The sequence below is a fragment of the Pseudoalteromonas sp. PS5 genome, assembly GCF_004103255.1.
GTDB lineage: Bacteria > Pseudomonadota > Gammaproteobacteria > Enterobacterales > Alteromonadaceae > Pseudoalteromonas > Pseudoalteromonas peptidolytica.
Genome location: NZ_RCSQ01000202.1, coordinates 1 through 16,757, shown reverse-complemented (window position 1 = coordinate 16,757; position 16,757 = coordinate 1). Strand labels below are relative to the sequence as shown.

Sequence of the window (16,757 nt, the reverse complement as noted above, 5' to 3'; positions counted from 1 at the left end):
AAAAAGTCATTAAACCAAGTAGCATCTTCAAGCCACTCGTTAAGCATATCGGTATCACGTTTTTCAGCACTACTCGGATTACGAGGTGGTTTAACTTCCCAATCGTAACCAAGCACAGCGCGGCGGCGTTTACCCAGTTCGCAGCTTATGTGGCCGTCTTTGTCCTCGATGTCTTTGGCCAAGTCGGCCATCGCAGCCAAATTGCCTTCTTCCGCTTCTTTTAGCAAGCTGGCCAGCTTTGCAGGGGTTAGCCCCTGCGTTGGGTGTTCTGCATATTGCCTAAGCAACATGCCCACTTGGGCATTTTCTTCGGTTTGATTTTTGTCTAGTTTATTAACTGATAGCGGATCGCCATTAATGTCTACTAGCATAGTTATACTCGCAAAATAGGTTTGATTGATACCACGTATACATCGAGGTCAAGGGTGTAGCGTTCAGCAGCTTCATAGGTGGGAGCCTCAATATCTATAAAGCCGCCAACGGTGGTAAAGACGTACTCGAACTTGATACGCCAGCGCATTACCAGCACCCCGCGCCCTGAAAGCTGCCTAGGTCTTCGTAGTTAAAATCGTTGCTGCCGCTCTTGCTTGGTAGCGGGGTAAACTCAATGGCGCTGCCATCCATCTCCACAGCGCGTACTAGCATGGCTATACTCACCGCGCTATCACCGTGGCGTTTCTCGCCTGAGGTGTCGGTAGTCTTGCCTTTATCAATTTGGGCAATGCCGTCTTTGAGTTTGATTTGGCCGAGGTCGTCTAACACATCCTGATCTTTTGGTAGTAGGATATTGTCCATCTCAAAGTAGTCTTTAAGCTTTGGCATCCACTCTCTGTACCAGGCTTGAGATAGATGTACGCAATCCACCATTTCTGTGCCGTACTTGAGCATGGCCGCTTCTGCCAAATAGCCACCGTTACCTGTAGCGTCGTAGGCTAAGCCACGCAAGCGCGGTAAGCGTTCAGTGATGTAAAACATGATCTGGCGTTGTTGGTCATAAGTGACGTTGCGCAGCTCCACAATAAAGGGCACAAGCAGGCGAGTGTCCTGAGCTATTTCGCCCACACTAAATACAGACAAGTCGCCTTTACGCGCAAAGTCTTCACCAAAGGCATGACTAAGCTCTGGGTTAAGTTTATCTAGTAGGGGCTGTACATACTCTTCACACCATTTTTTAACCTCACGAACGCGTTGCTCTTCAGTCCAAGTTTCAAAGTCGTCAGGTGCTTTAAACCTTACAACTTTAAAGTCAGCGGTGAGCGCACGTTCTCGCATTCTGCGGCTGAGGTATTGGCCCGCACCTTGGCTAGGCACACAGTACAGTTCCTCATTAGCTGCTTCCTTGGTGGCGTAAAAGTTAACTTGCTCTTTAAGCCATTGGTCTTCTGCTGCTTGGCTCCAGTCACGGCCAGCCATCAAGCAAATGCGTTTATAGAGGCCATGCTTCAGCGCTTTTTCAATGGGAATATGGTGAACGGAATAGTTTTTCTCACCGCGTCGTGCTTGGGTGATCAGTGTGTTAAATAAGTTGTCTACGCCGTTATGGGTAGAAATGATGCGCACCTTACCACCCCACATGGTCAGTGCCATTGCGGCTTTTAATACTTCGTCTAGCCTATCGTGGAATGCTGCCTCATCTATTACAACGTTACCTTGTCGGCCGCGTAAATTTCGGGGGTTAGAGCTAAGCGCTACAATCTTTTTGCCTGAGTTTGGAAACTTAATCTCAAAGGTGTTTATAGACTTTTTGGTGCCGTCTCCGTCCTCTTCTTCAAAAATACCTTCTTCAATTTGGCCCATCACCATATTGAGCTTTTGCGCCCAGAAAGCACAGGCGTCAATAAACTCCTTAGCCATTTCTTTATCTGAGCCAAGATAATAGGTGTTCTGCGCGTTGGTTTCTGCTACCGCGCTCATTACATCGTCTAGCGCTTCGGCAAACGTTAAACCAGTTCGACGTGACTTTTCAGCAATCTTGATAATGGATTGATCTTCAATCCAATCACGCTGGTACTTAAAGAGGATATCGGTTTTAAGCGCAACAGCTAATGAGCCAGTAATCTTATTAAGCGGCTGTGAGCCTGTGTCTAAAACATCAGTCACGTTGCAGCCCCAAAATATCGTGCTTAAAGAACGCCATCATTTCAGATTGAGTCTGAGGCAAAGCGTCATTCTTGGCTTTCTCATCCAAATCGTTGGCGAGTTGTTCCGCGTAGGCTTTCTGGATCTCCTTCTCTCGCTTATGGGCTGCCATTGCCGTGGCTTCTAGGCGCTGTGCTGCAAGCATGGTCTCTTTAATCATACCTACGTCAACGTCGGCTTCTTCGTCCGGGTTCATAAGCTGTTGCTGCATAGCTTTAAATAACTGGGAGCGGCCCATTTCAAGGATCAGTTTTGTTGTGTCACCTTGAGGCTTATCACCCAGTTCCGCAGTAAGTGCCTTGGTTGTCTCACGCAATTCTCGTAAACGCTTGCCAATAGCTTCCGTTTTCTGCGCATGGCGACTGAGGCCAGAGCGCGAGATAGTCGCCTCCTCATCCATGCCCGCATCGAGAATTAGCTGATTTACAGCAACCAAAATATCAGCTTGTGAATTGCCACTATCGCGTAGCATTTCGTCGAGCTTCTTCTTGATGTCTTCTGGCAACGCGTCAATCTTACTGGGTTTGCCTCTGCGTACAGCATCACTCATAGCTATAAACTCCGAGGTGCTGGGCGTTTAATGCCTGGTACTGTGCTGGTGCCTTCAGCTACATCAATACCTGAAGAGGTAATGCGTGCAACCCATGTATTCTCGCTGAGCTTTTCGTTTTTAACGTAGCCGTTTTGCTCAAGCCAGTTGAGCAGAGTTTTTAGCTGGTCGAGGCTACAGCCAAGGCCATAGCGCTTCAGCACATCTCGCAGCATGCTAGTGTTTGCGCCATAGTCCGCAGACTCTTTAAGCGCAATCAAAATACTGATCCGTTGGTGTTCAGCTTGTACTTCATGCATCGCCATGATTTTTTCCTATGAAAGTTGGATGGAGAAAATTAACTACAGTTGGTACAGCTTCAGCTGTTGGTTCACCGCACTCAGAGCACCGAAAGAGTGAGTAGTAGTTAGCTTTGTCGGTATTCATATCTTCAGCACAGATAACTTGAAAACCATCACATAGAAATGAGGCGTGCTTTACATCATCGCCCGTGAATACAACGACTTTGGCACCGCAAGAGCAGTTATCGTTAGTTATCGCCACTACGTGCACCTCTGAGTTCGTTTTCCATTAAAAGTGATGTTGTGTTTTGTAAGGTGGCTAGCTGAGGCGAGAGCGCATCAATTTTGCCACCCACCTCAATCAAGCGTTTGTCTAGGTCGTGTAAATCATCGGCACTCGGCAAGTCTTCAACTGTTTGCTCAACCGCGCTGACACGCAGCTCTAAAGCATCATGTGCTTTTCTACTCACAAATGTGGCTCTTAGCCATGCAATAGAGCCTGCGCCTACGATTACCACACCAGCGGCTAGCATTTGCTTCCACCATTCAAGTAAAAACTCCATCATGGCTTCCTGTAGTGTTTGGCTTGTCGCTCTAGCAGCTCTTGGCAATCCACACAATGCTTACAGCTATGAATTGCATCACGTCTCGCCTTTGGAATTTCAATGCCACATTCCAAGCAGTGATTAAAATCGACATCTTGGCCAACAAAATTGGCTTTGTTTTTATTGAGCGCGCGCTCTAAATCTTGCTCAGCCAAGCGCTGCGCTTGATCAACTACGTCCATTAGGTTTCCTTAGATTTTGAATGGCTGAAGCAGCCATGCTTTTAACACCCGGGGCTGCTTTCTCAACGGTGCGCGAAATCACTCATTGCGCTCTCCAAGTGTCTCAGCAAGGCGTTGCCGCACTTGTTGATAGGTATTGTGTCCATTTAGTCGGCATTGAATGTCAGTTTCACAAACAGACTGCCAACCACGTTTGAATTTGGACTGCATCGTGCCGTCGTAGCTGTGCAGTGGAATTTGGTTGGCATCAAACGGCTCGCCGTTCTGCCTCGCTTCAATCTCGGCCTTTAAACGTTTTATGCGACCTTGTTTATAACTCCATTCCCAGTTACGCCCCACGGTACACCTCGGCATAACAGCGTTCAGTGATATGGCTTAGGCGGTTCATCCAGCCGTTTAGGTTAGGGATTTGGCTATTGTCATCTAGGCAAATGCGCGCATATTTACGGGCGCGGCGGCTGATCAGCTGGCTAATAAACAGGTTAGGTAAAATTGACTGGCATTTTTTGAGCGTACGTGAGCCAAATACGCCATCCACCTCAGCATCTGCAATGCGCTGTACTATCCGTGTGATGCCATTGAGTCCATGTTGTACTGAGCCATCTAGTAACATTAACGCAACGCCGCTATTTAACTCATCGCAGTGCATCGGCTCCCAATAGTCGCGATAGTACAGTCGTATAGCATGGTCAATGGTGAGGCTTTCGATATCGAGTCGAGGGTATGCTCGCTGGCTAATGCCAAATTTAGTTAGTCCGCCACGGTCAGACGCAACATCATTTAGGCCGCCATCGTCACGTAAGCCGCCCTCTAAATACAAAACGGTTAATACGCTACGGCTAAACGCATCACTGTAGCCGCGCAACGCGGCGGCAATATTGGGTAGTTGGCGGTAATGTTCGAGTTGTTGAGGTGTGATCATTTGGCATCTCCATCAGGCTGTGCTGATAGAGTGCCAATAGCATTGGTGAGTGTATTTTAAACTGGGTTAATAAATTACAAGTGCACCGTGGAGATGTGCTGGTCTTCAATTATACCAGTATTGTCTAAGTCGGCTGTATAGTTGAACCCAAAGCCCAAGCTAACGGGTTTTATCCAAATGTATTCTTCAAGGTTGCCAAAAACATCCCGAGAGCCTTTAGCAAGCAAAACCACATCTTTGCGACCCACAGACAAAGAGAACTTACCTTCTTTGTCTGTGATTGCTGAAGCAATTGGGGTTAACTGTATTTTATCAATTAGCAAAGTTTCCAAGGCACACTGATTAACAAGGTCTTTGGCCTTATTGTAATCTTTGCGCTTATGCGGGTTTCTTACCATCGCTATTTGCAAATCCATTAAGTCGCTTTGTGTGGGGACAACGCCGCAGTTAATTGTGGCGTAATGACGCTGGTTTGCGAGAAACTCATTAAACTCGTCATAGTCGTAAGCTGCTACCTTAATTAAGGGCATTGGCACGGTGCTGCGAGATTGAGTAAGTATGTAGGCATCACCAGTTATATGGGTTGGGATCATGAGGTATACGCCTGCGAGGCACATCAAAGCGATGATGTAGTATTTCATAATAAGTCCTTTTAGTTGTTCAAATTTAATTGGCTATTAAAACATACAAACAAATCCTGACATTTACAATGGCGGATCAAATTTGTTAAATCAAAGTTGATTAAAGTACCCAAGAAACTGAGTGTTGTGCATTGCCAAATTATCACACAATAACGCTAAATACGGGCGTCCTGTCGCAAATGAGTAAAATTATTCCGAAAATGAACACAAAACTATTTGCCTAACATTTGGCAAATGTTATAGTTGAGTTAATGGATTGAGTAACCAGTAGAACGTAGCACGGACAGCCACGGCATCCGTTCCCATTTTTAATCTAGTTTAAAATAAATCCATTCGAAAAGTGTTAAGCTGATAGCTCCCAACTACAGGAGTTTTTAAAAATGCACATGAATAAATCAAACAAAAGTACCATCAAGCCTCTTAAGAAAAGAACATTGATTTTGGTTTCGGGTGGTAATGGCAGTGGGAATGATCCCGGTGCTAAAACCAAAGCTCCTGAAATTGAACATTATGCAGGCTGGAGAGGCTACAATAAAAAGTAAGTTGAGTTGTAAAAAATGTTCCCGGATTACCTAAACAAGCTACATGAGATAAATACATGGATTTGGTTGATTTCAGTAATTGCACCATTGGTGATGTATTGCTTGAAAATAGGCTCTCGTTCTTATTACATAGCTGCGGCGGTCTGGGTTTTTTCTCAATTCTTGAACCTGAGGCTTGAGCCTTACTTAGATGAGATTGTTTCTGCCTCACGAGATAACTTAGTGTTTTGGTACGGCACTTGGGCAACTTTAGATGTGATGTGTATATTCGTGATTTACTATGCCCACGTAAGGCATAAAGCATGTATAGGTTTCACATCCTTGAGTGTTATGTTTGCATATACAGCGTTGGGTTTCCTCCAAGTTGCTCGTTTTTTTGAACTGGAAATCTTCGGTACACACAACTTAAGTCCAATATACACTCTGGGAATAAACTCAGGAAATCTCGCGATCAGTGCACTGATCGCATTCCCATTAGTTGGTTATTTATGGGAACAGAAACTAAAACCAAGGAATCAAAATGTTTAGCCTTATATACTTTTCTGGTTTAATAATATTGAGCATCTCAATAATGAGTGCATCTATTAAATTGCGAGGTGGTCCGAAAGACTACGTGCATAGCGATATATTTCAAGATGATAGGCTGGGAACCAAAGCTTATATGCTGCTGAGGCAAAGAAGAGATATTGACAGTATGAATGACCAGTTTACTAAGTATATGGCCTTGGTTGAGTGGAAGGATGAAGCTGATGCCTTCAATATTCTGTGTGAGTCAAATTTTAACAACGCTCATTCATCAAACCTCATTGAGTTCAGTAAGAAAAAGTAGGGGCTATTTCGAACTCCTACTTTTTGACTTTATTACATCAGGTTGATAAGTCTCTCCAATTTCCCTGAATAAACTAAACATTGCCATATTTACTAACGATTCAACATTTGCATCAGGTGACTTGTTCAGCAAGCCTAGCTCAGCTGTGTTGTATAAAAATGCTGCTAGCGCTTCTTGAAGATTTTGCTTACTGAAGCAAACGACCCCGTCTTGTTGTAACTGTGTTCTTTTACCAGTTACTAAATAACCTACGTCAAAGCCCAACTTCGCTAGTTCAGTTAATTTATCTGAAGGTATTGGTGTACCACTTTCCCACCTGTAATACGTAGACTTACCAACTTTAATAGAATCATAGACTTGCTTTTGTTGAAGGCCTAGCCTCTCTCTTTCTTCAATTAATTTACGGTTCATATATGGGATTTCTTGTTGACAGGGTTCAAATGTGAACCCTATACTTGGCCTAACAATTAACCAAACCTTTTATTTTCACTCGCCAAAGTTCAGGTAAAAGGTTTACTCAAAAAGGTAATGTACTATGAAATCCTCCGAAATTAAACAAGCTATTGCAAACGAAGGCTATTCGCTTTCTATGGTTGCTGATGCACTGGGTGTTAGCCTCGCAACTGTTTCAGGTGTCGTTTGTGGGCACACTAAGTCTCGAAAGGTCGCAAATGCTATTGCCAAGATCATAGGTAAAGAGACCTGTGATGTTTTCCCCAACGTTACAGTAAGCCCACCAAGAGGGCTGATTAACAGAGAGCAAGGCGTTAACCAGCTTCAACAGCTTTTGGCCTCGTAAGGGCGAAGTAACCATTTAATCATTAATTCCGTTACAGACCTTACAGGAGCCACACAATGCACATAATTAGCCCGTACATAGCACAATGCTATCAGCGCCAACAAAGCCGTGTTTTGTTGTTGGTACAAGCGATTAACCACCACTCTGCGCTCAATATGCGTATAGCTGCCAAGTTCAACAATAAGTTGGCGCAGTTCTTTAGCGCTCGCGCAGTGCACAGCGGCACAAGGTTTATCGTCAATACACAGCCATTCAAGCAAGTTATTAAATTGGTAAGTAGCAAATTCGGTTTGCATGGTTTGATCTCCCGTTTACGTGATGATCAAATTCTAGCCAGCGAGATCACTCCTTGGGAAGTTCCAAAAATTCTTTCTTTTTGGAATACCCGTAAGCTGACTTTAACATTGCAAGTTGGAGGGATTTATGACCAAGCCTAAACGCCGCCAGTGGAGCCGTGTAGTCGCTCGCAGCCTGCCTGAGTCCTTACAACTTTGTAAGGAGCATGGAATGGCGACACGCAATATGAGCGTCCCACGCATCGCTGATAGAACGGGTGTAAGCACCGATATGCTTTATAAATACCTTGGTAATGGCGATATGCCTGCTAGCTTATTAATCCCATATATGGCTGCTACAGGTAGAGAATACCCACTCCAATATATGGCACACAGCTTGGATAAGTTGGTTGTCGATATGCCTAAAAGCAAAAAGCCTTCAATGCCAACATTGAATCATCTAAACCAATTTGCAAATCAGGTAATTGGAATGGCCATGCAATTGGAAGAAGGTGGAGGTAACCATCAACACGTTGCAGAGCAAATAGTTGTTCTGATGCAAGAATTGGCTTACCAAAAACTCGAAGTCGAACGTCTCGACGATCCCCAGCAGCAGCTTATTTAGGAGCAAATAGTATGACTATCAAAGACCAAGTTGCGCCTAAAAAACGGAAAAACGAACAAAGTTCGAGTGTTTGGTTAGGTCAACAAAATGGTAAATCAATCCGCCTAATGAGTATGGAAGAACTAAAAAAGCTAGCAGCGAGAGGAGAGAAGCTATGAGTATTTTGACGCAACCCGTTGAGCTTGAGCACATAGGTGTGAATAAAGCATGCGTATTTATTCAGTGTCAATGCTGTCGGCGCAAGGAGTCCTCTCTGCAAGTCAATATAACACCATTGGAATGGCGTGATGCAGCGGTAGCTGTTGGTTGGCGGCATGTGATGACTGAGTACACAGATATAGATGTAGTTTGCCCTACCTGTGTTGAAGCGTTTCATCTGCCTGTTCAACGACCAAAAAAGGAGGCGGTATGAAAATCTCTAATCATCGCAGTGCCTATGTATTCAAAGAAGGCCATCAACTAACAGTATGGGTTTGTCCAGACAGTGTGGGGTTTGTCAAAAGTGGTCAATGGGATGCTGAAAAAATGGAAAACAACTCATTGTACCTAACGGCCCCAGCGACCCGTGAAAATTGGTATCAACTACATGCTTATGTACGGAGGCTGTTTAGCCCTGTAACCGTGGAGTGTGGGTGATGAGTAACGAACGATATCTATCCCCACAAGTGCAGCGAGTACTAACAACGATTGAGCTTATGGCTGGGCATGAAGTTGAGGGCGTTGAACCTAAACAGTTAGCTGCTGAGCTAAACACCAGTGCTGCAGATGTGACGCGTATCTTAGCCAATTTGGCCGAGGCCGGTTGGGCCGAACGTTTGCCGAGCAATGATAAACGTTGGCGACTGCACAAAAAACCTGTGCAGTTGAGCAATACGGTTGATCACAACATGAAGACCGTATTGCGCAATCTGCAACTGGAATCCAACAACTACAGTATTTTGAGGTAGTTATGAGTGAGAAAGATATAACACCTAATATGGAAAAGGCCCTAGTTGAGGGCAAAGACCTGCTTGCTTCCAAGCAGGATGCCCTTTTACAGCTAGGTCAAATACAAGCTTTTAACTTTATAGGCAAATTGGTAACCGTTAGCGAATTAAAAATACTTCAACAAGTTAAAGAATCCAAATCTTTCAAAGGGTTAACATATAAAAACCCAGAGGGAAAAGTGCTAACTGTTAGCACTTGGGATGAGTGTTGCCAGTATTTAATTGGCATGAGTCGCCAAAGTGTTGACAATCGGTTACTAAACCTACAGCAATTTGGTGATGAGTTCTTCGAACAAGCTCAACAAATGAAGCTTGGCTACCGTGACTTGCGGGCTTTGCGTCAATTACCTGAAGAAGAGCAAGCACACGTTATTGAATCAGAGGCTGTTGAAACAGGTGATAAAGAAGCCGTAAAAGAGCTAATCGACGAACTCAAGGCCAAACACGCCAAAGAGAAAGACAAGTTAACGCAGGAACTGGACGCAACCGAGCGCATGCTCAAAGTGTCTCGTGATTCATCTTCTAAAAAAGAAGAGGAAATCATCAAGCTTAAAACCGACTTAGAAAGCAAAAAGTTTAGTGCCGAACGCTGGAAAGGCGAAGCCAAGTCATTTTTTGAAGCCTTGGCTAAAACCCAAAACCAAGTGCGTGAAGGGTTTAATCAAATGTTGGTACTCAGTGAGCAGCTTGAGACGGTAAAAATTGACGATAAAACCTATGATGCCGCTAAATCCGCGTTTTACGCTGACAGCAAAATTTTACTAACTCAACTCGCGCATGTGTGGAACGAAATACACCGCACCTATGGCGACTTAGACGATGCGCGCCCCAGTGGTGAGTGGCTGGCCGAAATGGGCTTCGAAGGTACAGAGGTGATGGAATGAACGCATTATCTCTAGAGTACTGGGCTGAGCAGCTAGACAACGCAGGCCACGGCCAAAAAGGCACAATTCGCGAGCAAGCGTGCAAAACGCTAGGACTGAGTAAAGACGCGTTATATCGCCGATTAAAAAGCCTTGGCTGGCAAAGTGGCAAAGCCAAACGCAGTGATGCAGGCACAACAGCGATGGACGATGAAGCCTTGAATATGCTGGTGGCCATTTTAAACCAAGGGGTACGTGATAACGGTAAGCGGATCATGGATGTTACCACGGCTAAATCAATCTTGGTTGCTAATGGCTATGCCTGCTTAAGTACAAGCCAGATCAGCCGTGTACTAGCTAAACGTAATGCCTCAGTTAGTGCGTTAGATAGAGCAACACCGCATGTTCAAATGCGCAGTTTAGCGCCTAATCATGTACATCAAGTAGACCCTAGTTATTGTTTGCTTTATTACCCGCCAGGTAAAAAAGGCAAAGTGCAGCGCTACGCAAATGACTCTGAGTTTTACGCAAATAAGCCAGAGAACTTAGAGCGCATAAAGCACTTGCGAGTGTGGCGTTATGTATTGGTTGACCACAATAGCGGCATGATCCGCGTGCGTTATTACGAGTCAGCGGGTGAAACGCAAGCCAACATGTTCGACTTTTTAATGTGGTGTTGGAAGCAACACGAAGGCTCGCCATTTATGGGCGTGCCACAAATTCTGTTGTGGGATAAAGGCAGTGCCAACACAGGTAAAGCAATTACCAATGTACTAGATGCACTCAAAGTTAAAAACATACCTCATGAGGCAGGCAACCCCCGCGCTAAAGGTGCTGTGGAAGTGGCAAACAACATTGTTGAAAAGCAATTTGAAAGCCGCATTTTGTTTGAACCGGTTAGCAGTGTTGACGAGCTAAACGAGTCGGTATGGGCATGGCAAGAGGCATTTAATGCCAACAAAATACCTGGCATGAACTGCAAGCATAGTCGGCACAAGCAAGCACGTTCCGATGTATGGCTAACCATATACCAACCACAAAACCGCGACTACCTGCGCATGCTGCCAGATGAGCAAGTTTGCAGACTACTACTGACCAAAACAGGTGAAACACGGAAGGTGAACGGTGATCTGGAGATCACTTATGTTCACCCACGTACCAAACAGCAGCACCGCTATGACGTTAGTGAACTGGAGCATGTCCGTAACGGGATCACGGTTTCGGTTAGTCCAATTATTGTGGGTGATACGCCGGATTTATTAGTAGGTGTTACAACCCCCCTTGATGAAGTGGTGTATCACCAAGTTCAACCAACAGATGTTGGTGAAGATGGCTTTAGGTTAGATGCCCCTGTAATTGGTGAAGAACACATCCAAAACAAAGACACAGCGACTCAAAGCGCAGCTAAAGCAGCGGATAGGCTCGCTTTTGAAAATCTCAGTGATGTAGAAATCAAGCAGGCTAAGAAGAAAAAGCTAGCTCCATTTGGAGGCGCGTTGGTCGCTCACACACACCTCAAAAATGTTGAGCACGACACCCGCATTGCGCCTAAGGGAGAAACTATTGAGCTAGACAATCCGATTGCTAAGCAAGTCGCCGAAGGCTCGCGTAAAGGCAAGGTGTTGGACTCGCTCGATTTACGCATGGTTGTCGCACAGCGTTTGGGTAGGCCGCTGCGTCCTAACGAAATTGATTGGCTGCATGGCCAAAGTATCGCTGAAACGGAAGTGTCAGCGGTTGTTGAACAGTTGCACCTAGGAATTGTGGAGACTCCAGTGCTGAAGATAGCGAGATAGCAGTTGAAAATAACAAAGCTTAGCCATGTGTTTGAAGTACTGGGAGTTAAGCAAGCCCAAGTAGTAAAAGCATTAACCGCTAAAGGGCTGACCTTTAGCAAAGCCAGTTTAAGCCGTGTAGCAACACAAGCTGACTGGCCAAAAACCTGTGATAGCAAAGCGATTAAAGCAGCCATTGCAGAGTATTTAAAAGAACTTGGTGCAACCAGCGAGCAACTAACCGATTTGTTTACCTGGTATGAGCCAAACAAGAACGCACAACCTGAAGTTGAATATGAAGATCCGGAGCCTGAAATGCTAACAGCTAACGCAAAGAAGTTTTTTAAACTACGTCGTGACCCGTTTGAAAACGAGATAACGAGCGAGGATGACCTATTTTTGGTTGATGCCCACCGTATTATTTTAGAAGACATGCTAACGGCCGCGAACGCTGGCAGCATGATTGCACTCTATGGCGAGTGTGGAAGCGGCAAGACGATTATTCGCCGTACCTTTATACATCAAGTGCAACAAGATCATCCTGATGTGATTTTGATCCAACCTGCACGATTAGACCGCCGCAAGATAACCGCAGAGTCTATCTCTACCGCTATTTGTAGAGCGCTACAAATCAAACATAAACCAAGTGCTGAAGAGCGTGATGCAGCAATAGAAGAGGCATTGATTGAAAGCGCCAACAACGGCCATTTACACCTAATGGTAATTGATGAGGCGCACGATTTAAGCGCTGATGTGATCAAGCTACTCAAGCGTATTTGGGAGTTAACGCACGGGTTTAGGCGTGTGATGGGGATTGTACTGATCGGCCAGTCGGAACTTGCCAAAAAGTTAAGCGGTCAGCACGTTCGTGAGTTTAGCTGGCGCTGCAATCAAATACGGATGCAGCCGCTAGGGATTTATGTTCCTCAGTATATTCGCCATAAGCTATCTCGCGTTGGTGTAGATGCTGACAAAATTTTTACCGAAGACGCCCTTAGCGCGATTCGCGGCAAGTGCATGGGGCGCATTCGCCACGGCATTGCATTGGATGATGCCGAGCTAGATCGCTCTTACCCACTCAATGTGAACACTTGGCTTGCTAAAGCCATGAATGCCGCCGCTCAAATTGGTGAGCAGCAGATCACAGAATCATTAGTTTTAAAGGTGTAGCCATGAGTCAACAGGTAGAAATTCAATTAACGGGTATGGCTTTGGTTCAAGTGACTAAAACAGTAACGGTTTCACAAGAGCAATCAAAGGCACTTTTAGCTGATGATGGCGCAATGAAACACCTTTTAGCCAGTGCTGTGAACGCGCCAGTAAAGGCTTGGGACAACGTTTTTGGTAAGCGTGAGCTGATAGAAACAATTGAGCCTACGGGTGTTCGGTGTTTAACCACGCATTGCGGTTGGGTTGGGGAAGGCGTAAGCGTTTGCCCCAAATGCCAGGGCCAACGCTTTCACAAATTTCAATCTATTCAACCAAGGTAGTAAGGGATCATCATGAATACACAAGACAATACACCACGCACATTTTTAGCAAACCCGCGCGGTTATCAAGTACCGCTAGACAAAATTGCAGCCCACGACATTGAAAAACACGACCTAGTAAATGGGTTTGTTGATGAGGCTAAGGCGCTATCTGAGTTGCATGACGAATTCAAGCGCAAAGTGTTTAAGAGTGTGAACACATTTATAGCGGATTTGTTTGCAAGCTATAACGTTGAGATAGGCGGTAACAAAGGCAATGTTACGTTAACCAGCTATGATGCCAAGCGCAAGGTAGAGGTTGGCGTTGCTGATCAGATCACGTTTGGCCCTGAGATAAATGTGGCAAAAGAACTCATTGATAAAGTGATCAATGAAAAGCTGGAAACACTAGGCGAAGACAAGCTACTACGCCAAATTGTACAAGATGCGTTTAGCACAAATAGTGATGGTAATTACAACAAAGCGCGGATCATGGCGTTACGTAAATACCGCCTAGCCAGTGATAGCGAAGATTGGGCCAATGCGATGCAAGCGCTTGATGATGCAATCATCTTGTCCAGCACCAAAACCTACGTGCGCTTTTACGAGCGCAATGCGCTAGGTAGTTGGGTTCATATCCCATTGGTAAGCAAGTCTCTATAAAGGTGGCGTTATGTATTTATCAAAATCAAAACTGATTCAATTAATACATGTAGGTAAAACGAGTTTAGGCTGGGACGAAGATTTGTATCGTCAAATTTTAGTCAAACTGACTAAAAAAGAAAGCTGCAAAGGTATGAATTTAGGTGAGCTTACAAGGGTCTTGGATCATATGAAGGACAAGGGCTTTAAAGTCGAGGCTAAAAAGAGTGACAAAGGTCGTAACTCGCCAATGACTCGTGATATAGCCCCCGAAGACAAAACCCCGCTAGATAAACTGCGCCAGGTGTGGATCGAAATGGCTCATGCTGGTTTATTGCGGGACGGCTCAGAACAGGCGTTATTAAGCTGGGCCAAGGGGCAAGCTAAGCGGTTCAATAAAGGGGTTGCCGTTGAGCGTTTAGAGTGGCTTCAGCCTAGTATGCTTCACTCGCTTATCGAGCAGTTAAAGCAATGGCGTAAACGGTTGGAGGTAGAACATGGATAACTCATCAAGTCATAGAGCTGATGGCATGCTGCTAACTATTTTCGAGTTGGTTACTGAAGGCGTTAAAGCGCAGTTGGATGATGAAGCAGCCATTGCGCTTGGTCGTGATGTCGTGGATAGAATCCGGCATACATTTGGTGGTGAGTTGGTCTATGTATGTAAAGGGCGTTCGCTCGATGCAATCCTTACGAGCAATCAGATATGGGCTGAGTTTAACGGCAACAACCACGTGGAGTTGAGCAAGAAATATGATTGCTCGGTGCAGTGGGTTTATAACGTTGTTCGCACAATGACAAAGCTAAAACGGGCCGAGATCCAAGGCGACTTGTTTGATTCTAGCAAAGGTAAAGGTCCTAATGATGGAGAGCCGGAGTTATGTTAAGACCCGAAGATGAAATCACAGTAAACAAATGGCTGTTGTTGCTAGTACTCTTCACCTTTCTATTAATTGGTTTTGAATTTGGAAAAAGGCTATATATAGAAGAGCAATTGGAAGCACCACCTTTATATAAGGTAATTTGGGAGCTAATGAGTGAGGAAGAAAATGAAGAGTAATAATGTAGCACTACAACATATAGCTAGTTATCTAAATGCTCATGGCTGCAAAACCCTAGATGAAGTTGATGGTGCTTTGCAGTTGCTGATTGAAACGGCTAAAGTTACACAGAGCCAGTACAGAAATGGAACTGCTGAGAAAGCGACTTCAGTAAACTAAAATTGAGAGCGGCGTTATGTCGCTCTATTGATTTATTCCTTATCTTCCCCAATATCTATCGAGAATCAACTGAGGAATGAAAGATGAAAGACTTACAACATAAAGCTAATAAGCTAATCGAACTAACAAACCTTGCACTATCTGGCGACGCCGAAACCCGATTCGAGAAAGCCGCTCTTTATGCTGCTGCACAGCAGCTCAAATTAGAGTTTGAAAAATTTGACGGGCTAAGCCATCAAATTAAAGAGCCTGTAATTTATCTTGTGAGTGGTATAAGTGAGATAATGGGCTTCGAATCTGAACAGGTTACTGATACTGAAACACTTTATGCAAATTTGAACCAAGAACGGTTCAAATTAGAAAGTGCTGTCGAAAAATGTGAATATTAGAAGTGTTATTGGTTGGTTAAATGATAAGTGACTAACCTTACCATTTGACCTGTCAGATTTTATCTAAACAAATTCATATTAGTTGACTAATAACTTTTTGATACACCTTACTCTGCTGTCTTTTAATATTGCGCCCCTTAATTGAAGAATATGTGCATTAACATATTTCTTATATGAGGCATATTCACATACAACCTCATGGGGAATGAGTAGTGCGTCGATAACTTCATAATCTTTATCAAAGACTATTGCTGCAAGTAAGTCGAACTCTCTTTCTTCTAGCTTTCTTATGGCGCTTAATTGTCGCGATTTATTTTCTGGTGTTATTCGCCGACCCTTTACTTGTACTTTTACACCTTCTGAATCGATACCGTCATAACCCGCAGATGAATTCACAGCCAAATCTAAACCTAGTCCTTTGGCTGCGAGCCACTCCGCGTAATCACCGAGAGGATTATTTTTGGTTCGAACAACTTTCCTTCTTTTTAATTCATTAATTACGGATGATTGGAGCAGAAGGAGCTCCTTTATTGATAACTCTTTAAGGTCCATTGCTCTCTCAATTAATAGTTTAACAGCATAGCCTAGACAAGAAGAGGCACGTGCTAACGAAAGTAAAAAATCTATAGTAAATCAAGTGCTAATATAAATATACTGAACATTGAACTTTTATCCGTAACTGTCAACATCTCGATAAGAAATACACGTTTGAAACCAAGTATGTTGGTTTTTATTATATTAAACTGATTTTAAAATAGGCACTCACTAAATCCCGAACTCTCCCACATATTCCCGTAGTTTTCGCACAATTAGCTATATAGTTTTTGTACATTGGATCATGCAGCAATGCGACGGGTTTTCTGCTATGTGGGATTTCAAAAGAAAACCTCACAAGATAATCAACACATCGCGAGGTAAACTCGCTCCCACCACAACATCAACAAAGTGCAGCACTGGTAGGAGGCGGTTTACCCGCCGAAAAGAAACCCTTTGCAGCAATGCAGCGGGTTTTTTGCTATGTGG

The 16,757-nt window shown here is 44.4% G+C and carries 32 protein-coding genes; 19 read left to right on the top strand and 13 right to left on the bottom strand.

What is annotated here, in order from left to right; translation table 11 throughout:
* The 11 genes from D9603_RS20025 to D9603_RS19980 form a co-directional block, all read right to left on the bottom strand.
* On the bottom strand, nt 1–371 hold a 371-nt coding region (locus D9603_RS20025; protein WP_128732643.1), incomplete at its 3' end, for a DUF935 family protein.
* Nucleotides 372–373: 2 nt separating this feature from the next.
* On the bottom strand, nt 374–520 hold the full coding sequence (locus D9603_RS21745) for a hypothetical protein (RefSeq protein ID WP_161972776.1): 147 nt from the start codon (nt 518–520) through the stop codon (nt 374–376).
* Complete coding sequence (locus D9603_RS20020; RefSeq protein ID WP_128732642.1) at nt 520–2,100, bottom strand: terminase family protein; 1,581 nt, start codon at nt 2,098–2,100, stop codon at nt 520–522. The genes D9603_RS21745 and D9603_RS20020 overlap by 1 nt, the downstream gene beginning before the upstream one ends.
* The gene (locus tag D9603_RS20015) at nt 2,093–2,689 is read right to left on the bottom strand and encodes a DUF3486 family protein (protein ID WP_128732641.1); all 597 of its coding nucleotides are present in this window, start codon (nt 2,687–2,689) and stop codon (nt 2,093–2,095) included. Before D9603_RS20015 ends, D9603_RS20020 begins: the two co-directional genes overlap by 8 nt.
* Nucleotides 2,690–2,691: 2 nt before the next feature.
* A complete protein-coding gene (locus tag D9603_RS20010; protein ID WP_128732640.1) occupies nt 2,692–2,994 on the bottom strand; it encodes a hypothetical protein in 303 nt (100 codons plus the stop codon).
* Nucleotides 2,981–3,232: a hypothetical protein gene (locus D9603_RS20005; RefSeq protein WP_088531239.1), complete on the bottom strand. Its 252-nt coding sequence runs from the start codon at nt 3,230–3,232 to the stop codon at nt 2,981–2,983. Before D9603_RS20005 ends, D9603_RS20010 begins: the two co-directional genes overlap by 14 nt.
* Nucleotides 3,219–3,536, bottom strand: a complete 318-nt coding sequence (locus D9603_RS20000) for a DUF2730 family protein (protein ID WP_241651730.1) — start codon at nt 3,534–3,536, stop codon at nt 3,219–3,221. The genes D9603_RS20005 and D9603_RS20000 overlap by 14 nt, the downstream gene beginning before the upstream one ends.
* Nucleotides 3,533–3,757 (bottom strand): TraR/DksA C4-type zinc finger protein, encoded by a 225-nt coding sequence (locus tag D9603_RS19995; protein WP_088531237.1) that lies wholly within the window; start codon nt 3,755–3,757, stop codon nt 3,533–3,535. Before D9603_RS19995 ends, D9603_RS20000 begins: the two co-directional genes overlap by 4 nt.
* Nucleotides 3,758–3,835: 78 nt before the next feature.
* Complete coding sequence (locus tag D9603_RS19990; RefSeq protein WP_128732639.1) at nt 3,836–4,096, bottom strand: hypothetical protein; 261 nt, start codon at nt 4,094–4,096, stop codon at nt 3,836–3,838.
* On the bottom strand, nt 4,086–4,679 hold the full coding sequence (locus D9603_RS19985; protein ID WP_128732638.1) for a glycosyl hydrolase 108 family protein: 594 nt from the start codon (nt 4,677–4,679) through the stop codon (nt 4,086–4,088). The genes D9603_RS19990 and D9603_RS19985 overlap by 11 nt, the downstream gene beginning before the upstream one ends.
* Before the next feature lie 74 nt (nt 4,680–4,753).
* On the bottom strand, nt 4,754–5,320 hold the full coding sequence (locus D9603_RS19980) for a hypothetical protein (protein ID WP_128732637.1): 567 nt from the start codon (nt 5,318–5,320) through the stop codon (nt 4,754–4,756).
* Between the two features lie 380 nt (nt 5,321–5,700).
* Here D9603_RS19980 and D9603_RS21740 point away from each other — a divergent pair, with 380 nt between their 5' ends.
* Nucleotides 5,701–5,862 carry a hypothetical protein gene (locus D9603_RS21740; RefSeq protein WP_161972775.1) on the top strand — a complete coding sequence of 54 codons (162 nt, stop codon included), beginning with the start codon at nt 5,701–5,703 and terminating at the stop codon, nt 5,860–5,862.
* A gap of 571 nt (nt 5,863–6,433) precedes the next feature.
* Complete coding sequence (locus tag D9603_RS19975) at nt 6,434–6,691, top strand: hypothetical protein (protein ID WP_128732636.1); 258 nt, start codon at nt 6,434–6,436, stop codon at nt 6,689–6,691.
* 3 nt (nt 6,692–6,694) lie between these two features.
* On the opposite strand, the gene D9603_RS19970 is transcribed toward D9603_RS19975, so the two are convergent.
* Complete coding sequence (locus D9603_RS19970; protein ID WP_128732635.1) at nt 6,695–7,102, bottom strand: helix-turn-helix transcriptional regulator; 408 nt, start codon at nt 7,100–7,102, stop codon at nt 6,695–6,697.
* 124 nt (nt 7,103–7,226) lie between these two features.
* On the opposite strand from D9603_RS19970, the gene D9603_RS19965 reads away from it, so the two are divergent.
* The 17 genes from D9603_RS19965 (at nt 7,227) to D9603_RS19895 (ending at nt 15,734) form a co-directional block, all read left to right on the top strand.
* The gene (locus D9603_RS19965) at nt 7,227–7,490 is read left to right on the top strand and encodes a helix-turn-helix transcriptional regulator (protein WP_128732634.1); all 264 of its coding nucleotides are present in this window, start codon (nt 7,227–7,229) and stop codon (nt 7,488–7,490) included.
* Between the two features lie 56 nt (nt 7,491–7,546).
* The gene (locus tag D9603_RS19960; RefSeq protein ID WP_128732633.1) at nt 7,547–7,927 is read left to right on the top strand and encodes a hypothetical protein; all 381 of its coding nucleotides are present in this window, start codon (nt 7,547–7,549) and stop codon (nt 7,925–7,927) included.
* Nucleotides 7,914–8,390, top strand: coding sequence for a hypothetical protein (locus tag D9603_RS19955; protein WP_095729158.1), 477 nt, complete (start codon nt 7,914–7,916; stop codon nt 8,388–8,390). The genes D9603_RS19960 and D9603_RS19955 overlap by 14 nt, the downstream gene beginning before the upstream one ends.
* 11 nt (nt 8,391–8,401) lie before the next feature.
* Nucleotides 8,402–8,548: a hypothetical protein gene (locus tag D9603_RS21735; protein ID WP_161972774.1), complete on the top strand. Its 147-nt coding sequence runs from the start codon at nt 8,402–8,404 to the stop codon at nt 8,546–8,548.
* Nucleotides 8,545–8,802, top strand: coding sequence for a hypothetical protein (locus tag D9603_RS19950; protein WP_128732632.1), 258 nt, complete (start codon nt 8,545–8,547; stop codon nt 8,800–8,802). Before D9603_RS21735 ends, D9603_RS19950 begins: the two co-directional genes overlap by 4 nt.
* A complete protein-coding gene (locus tag D9603_RS19945; RefSeq protein WP_128732631.1) occupies nt 8,799–9,026 on the top strand; it encodes a hypothetical protein in 228 nt (75 codons plus the stop codon). Before D9603_RS19950 ends, D9603_RS19945 begins: the two co-directional genes overlap by 4 nt.
* Nucleotides 9,026–9,337 (top strand): MarR family transcriptional regulator, encoded by a 312-nt coding sequence (locus tag D9603_RS19940; protein WP_128732630.1) that lies wholly within the window; start codon nt 9,026–9,028, stop codon nt 9,335–9,337. Before D9603_RS19945 ends, D9603_RS19940 begins: the two co-directional genes overlap by 1 nt.
* Nucleotides 9,338–9,339: 2 nt before the next feature.
* On the top strand, nt 9,340–10,260 hold the full coding sequence (locus D9603_RS19935; protein WP_128732629.1) for a hypothetical protein: 921 nt from the start codon (nt 9,340–9,342) through the stop codon (nt 10,258–10,260).
* Nucleotides 10,257–12,035, top strand: coding sequence for a DDE-type integrase/transposase/recombinase (locus D9603_RS19930; protein WP_128732628.1), 1,779 nt, complete (start codon nt 10,257–10,259; stop codon nt 12,033–12,035). Before D9603_RS19935 ends, D9603_RS19930 begins: the two co-directional genes overlap by 4 nt.
* 3 nt (nt 12,036–12,038) lie before the next feature.
* Entirely contained in the window at nt 12,039–13,184 is a 1,146-nt protein-coding gene (locus D9603_RS19925; RefSeq protein ID WP_128732627.1) for an AAA family ATPase, read from the top strand.
* Between the two features lie 2 nt (nt 13,185–13,186).
* Nucleotides 13,187–13,504 carry a hypothetical protein gene (locus tag D9603_RS19920; protein ID WP_128732626.1) on the top strand — a complete coding sequence of 106 codons (318 nt, stop codon included), beginning with the start codon at nt 13,187–13,189 and terminating at the stop codon, nt 13,502–13,504.
* A gap of 12 nt (nt 13,505–13,516) precedes the next feature.
* Nucleotides 13,517–14,146 (top strand): DUF3164 family protein, encoded by a 630-nt coding sequence (locus D9603_RS19915; RefSeq protein ID WP_128732625.1) that lies wholly within the window; start codon nt 13,517–13,519, stop codon nt 14,144–14,146.
* Nucleotides 14,147–14,156: 10 nt separating this feature from the next.
* Nucleotides 14,157–14,630 (top strand): regulatory protein GemA, encoded by a 474-nt coding sequence (locus D9603_RS19910; protein ID WP_128732624.1) that lies wholly within the window; start codon nt 14,157–14,159, stop codon nt 14,628–14,630.
* On the top strand, nt 14,623–15,012 hold the full coding sequence (locus tag D9603_RS19905) for a Mor transcription activator family protein (protein ID WP_128732623.1): 390 nt from the start codon (nt 14,623–14,625) through the stop codon (nt 15,010–15,012). The genes D9603_RS19910 and D9603_RS19905 overlap by 8 nt, the downstream gene beginning before the upstream one ends.
* Nucleotides 15,006–15,185, top strand: coding sequence for a hypothetical protein (locus tag D9603_RS19900; protein WP_128732622.1), 180 nt, complete (start codon nt 15,006–15,008; stop codon nt 15,183–15,185). The genes D9603_RS19905 and D9603_RS19900 overlap by 7 nt, the downstream gene beginning before the upstream one ends.
* The gene (locus D9603_RS21730) at nt 15,175–15,345 is read left to right on the top strand and encodes a hypothetical protein (protein ID WP_161972773.1); all 171 of its coding nucleotides are present in this window, start codon (nt 15,175–15,177) and stop codon (nt 15,343–15,345) included. The genes D9603_RS19900 and D9603_RS21730 overlap by 11 nt, the downstream gene beginning before the upstream one ends.
* A gap of 83 nt (nt 15,346–15,428) precedes the next feature.
* Nucleotides 15,429–15,734, top strand: coding sequence for a hypothetical protein (locus tag D9603_RS19895; protein ID WP_128732621.1), 306 nt, complete (start codon nt 15,429–15,431; stop codon nt 15,732–15,734).
* Between the two features lie 78 nt (nt 15,735–15,812).
* On the opposite strand, the gene D9603_RS19890 is transcribed toward D9603_RS19895, so the two are convergent.
* Nucleotides 15,813–16,286 (bottom strand): hypothetical protein, encoded by a 474-nt coding sequence (locus D9603_RS19890; RefSeq protein WP_128732620.1) that lies wholly within the window; start codon nt 16,284–16,286, stop codon nt 15,813–15,815.
* Nucleotides 16,287–16,757: the final 471 nt, after the last annotated feature.

Bases quoted from the DNA above. Each gene is read 5' to 3' on its own strand.
- D9603_RS19910 (WP_128732624.1), top strand. From the start codon at position 14,157: ATGTATTTATCAAAATCAAAACTGATTCAATTAATACATGTAGGTAAA.
- D9603_RS19915 (WP_128732625.1), top strand. From the start codon at position 13,517: ATGAATACACAAGACAATACACCACGCACATTTTTAGCAAACCCGCGC.
- D9603_RS19945 (WP_128732631.1), top strand. From the start codon at position 8,799: ATGAAAATCTCTAATCATCGCAGTGCCTATGTATTCAAAGAAGGCCAT.
- D9603_RS19970 (WP_128732635.1), bottom strand. From the start codon at position 7,102: ATGAACCGTAAATTAATTGAAGAAAGAGAGAGGCTAGGCCTTCAACAA.
- D9603_RS21735 (WP_161972774.1), top strand. From the start codon at position 8,402: ATGACTATCAAAGACCAAGTTGCGCCTAAAAAACGGAAAAACGAACAA.
- D9603_RS19960 (WP_128732633.1), top strand. From the start codon at position 7,547: ATGCACATAATTAGCCCGTACATAGCACAATGCTATCAGCGCCAACAA.
- D9603_RS19905 (WP_128732623.1), top strand. From the start codon at position 14,623: ATGGATAACTCATCAAGTCATAGAGCTGATGGCATGCTGCTAACTATT.
- D9603_RS19950 (WP_128732632.1), top strand. From the start codon at position 8,545: ATGAGTATTTTGACGCAACCCGTTGAGCTTGAGCACATAGGTGTGAAT.
- D9603_RS19940 (WP_128732630.1), top strand. From the start codon at position 9,026: ATGAGTAACGAACGATATCTATCCCCACAAGTGCAGCGAGTACTAACA.
- D9603_RS20015 (WP_128732641.1), bottom strand. From the start codon at position 2,689: ATGAGTGATGCTGTACGCAGAGGCAAACCCAGTAAGATTGACGCGTTG.
- D9603_RS19895 (WP_128732621.1), top strand. From the start codon at position 15,429: ATGAAAGACTTACAACATAAAGCTAATAAGCTAATCGAACTAACAAAC.
- D9603_RS19980 (WP_128732637.1), bottom strand. From the start codon at position 5,320: ATGAAATACTACATCATCGCTTTGATGTGCCTCGCAGGCGTATACCTC.
- D9603_RS19985 (WP_128732638.1), bottom strand. From the start codon at position 4,679: ATGATCACACCTCAACAACTCGAACATTACCGCCAACTACCCAATATT.
- D9603_RS19930 (WP_128732628.1), top strand. From the start codon at position 10,257: ATGAACGCATTATCTCTAGAGTACTGGGCTGAGCAGCTAGACAACGCA.
- D9603_RS19975 (WP_128732636.1), top strand. From the start codon at position 6,434: ATGAGTGCATCTATTAAATTGCGAGGTGGTCCGAAAGACTACGTGCAT.
- D9603_RS20010 (WP_128732640.1), bottom strand. From the start codon at position 2,994: ATGGCGATGCATGAAGTACAAGCTGAACACCAACGGATCAGTATTTTG.
- D9603_RS19890 (WP_128732620.1), bottom strand. From the start codon at position 16,286: ATGGACCTTAAAGAGTTATCAATAAAGGAGCTCCTTCTGCTCCAATCA.
- D9603_RS19900 (WP_128732622.1), top strand. From the start codon at position 15,006: ATGTTAAGACCCGAAGATGAAATCACAGTAAACAAATGGCTGTTGTTG.
- D9603_RS19965 (WP_128732634.1), top strand. From the start codon at position 7,227: ATGAAATCCTCCGAAATTAAACAAGCTATTGCAAACGAAGGCTATTCG.
- D9603_RS19995 (WP_088531237.1), bottom strand. From the start codon at position 3,757: ATGGACGTAGTTGATCAAGCGCAGCGCTTGGCTGAGCAAGATTTAGAG.
- D9603_RS19955 (WP_095729158.1), top strand. From the start codon at position 7,914: ATGACCAAGCCTAAACGCCGCCAGTGGAGCCGTGTAGTCGCTCGCAGC.
- D9603_RS21730 (WP_161972773.1), top strand. From the start codon at position 15,175: ATGAAGAGTAATAATGTAGCACTACAACATATAGCTAGTTATCTAAAT.
- D9603_RS19935 (WP_128732629.1), top strand. From the start codon at position 9,340: ATGAGTGAGAAAGATATAACACCTAATATGGAAAAGGCCCTAGTTGAG.
- D9603_RS20000 (WP_241651730.1), bottom strand. From the start codon at position 3,536: ATGATGGAGTTTTTACTTGAATGGTGGAAGCAAATGCTAGCCGCTGGT.
- D9603_RS21745 (WP_161972776.1), bottom strand. From the start codon at position 520: ATGCGCTGGCGTATCAAGTTCGAGTACGTCTTTACCACCGTTGGCGGC.
- D9603_RS21740 (WP_161972775.1), top strand. From the start codon at position 5,701: ATGCACATGAATAAATCAAACAAAAGTACCATCAAGCCTCTTAAGAAA.
- D9603_RS19920 (WP_128732626.1), top strand. From the start codon at position 13,187: ATGAGTCAACAGGTAGAAATTCAATTAACGGGTATGGCTTTGGTTCAA.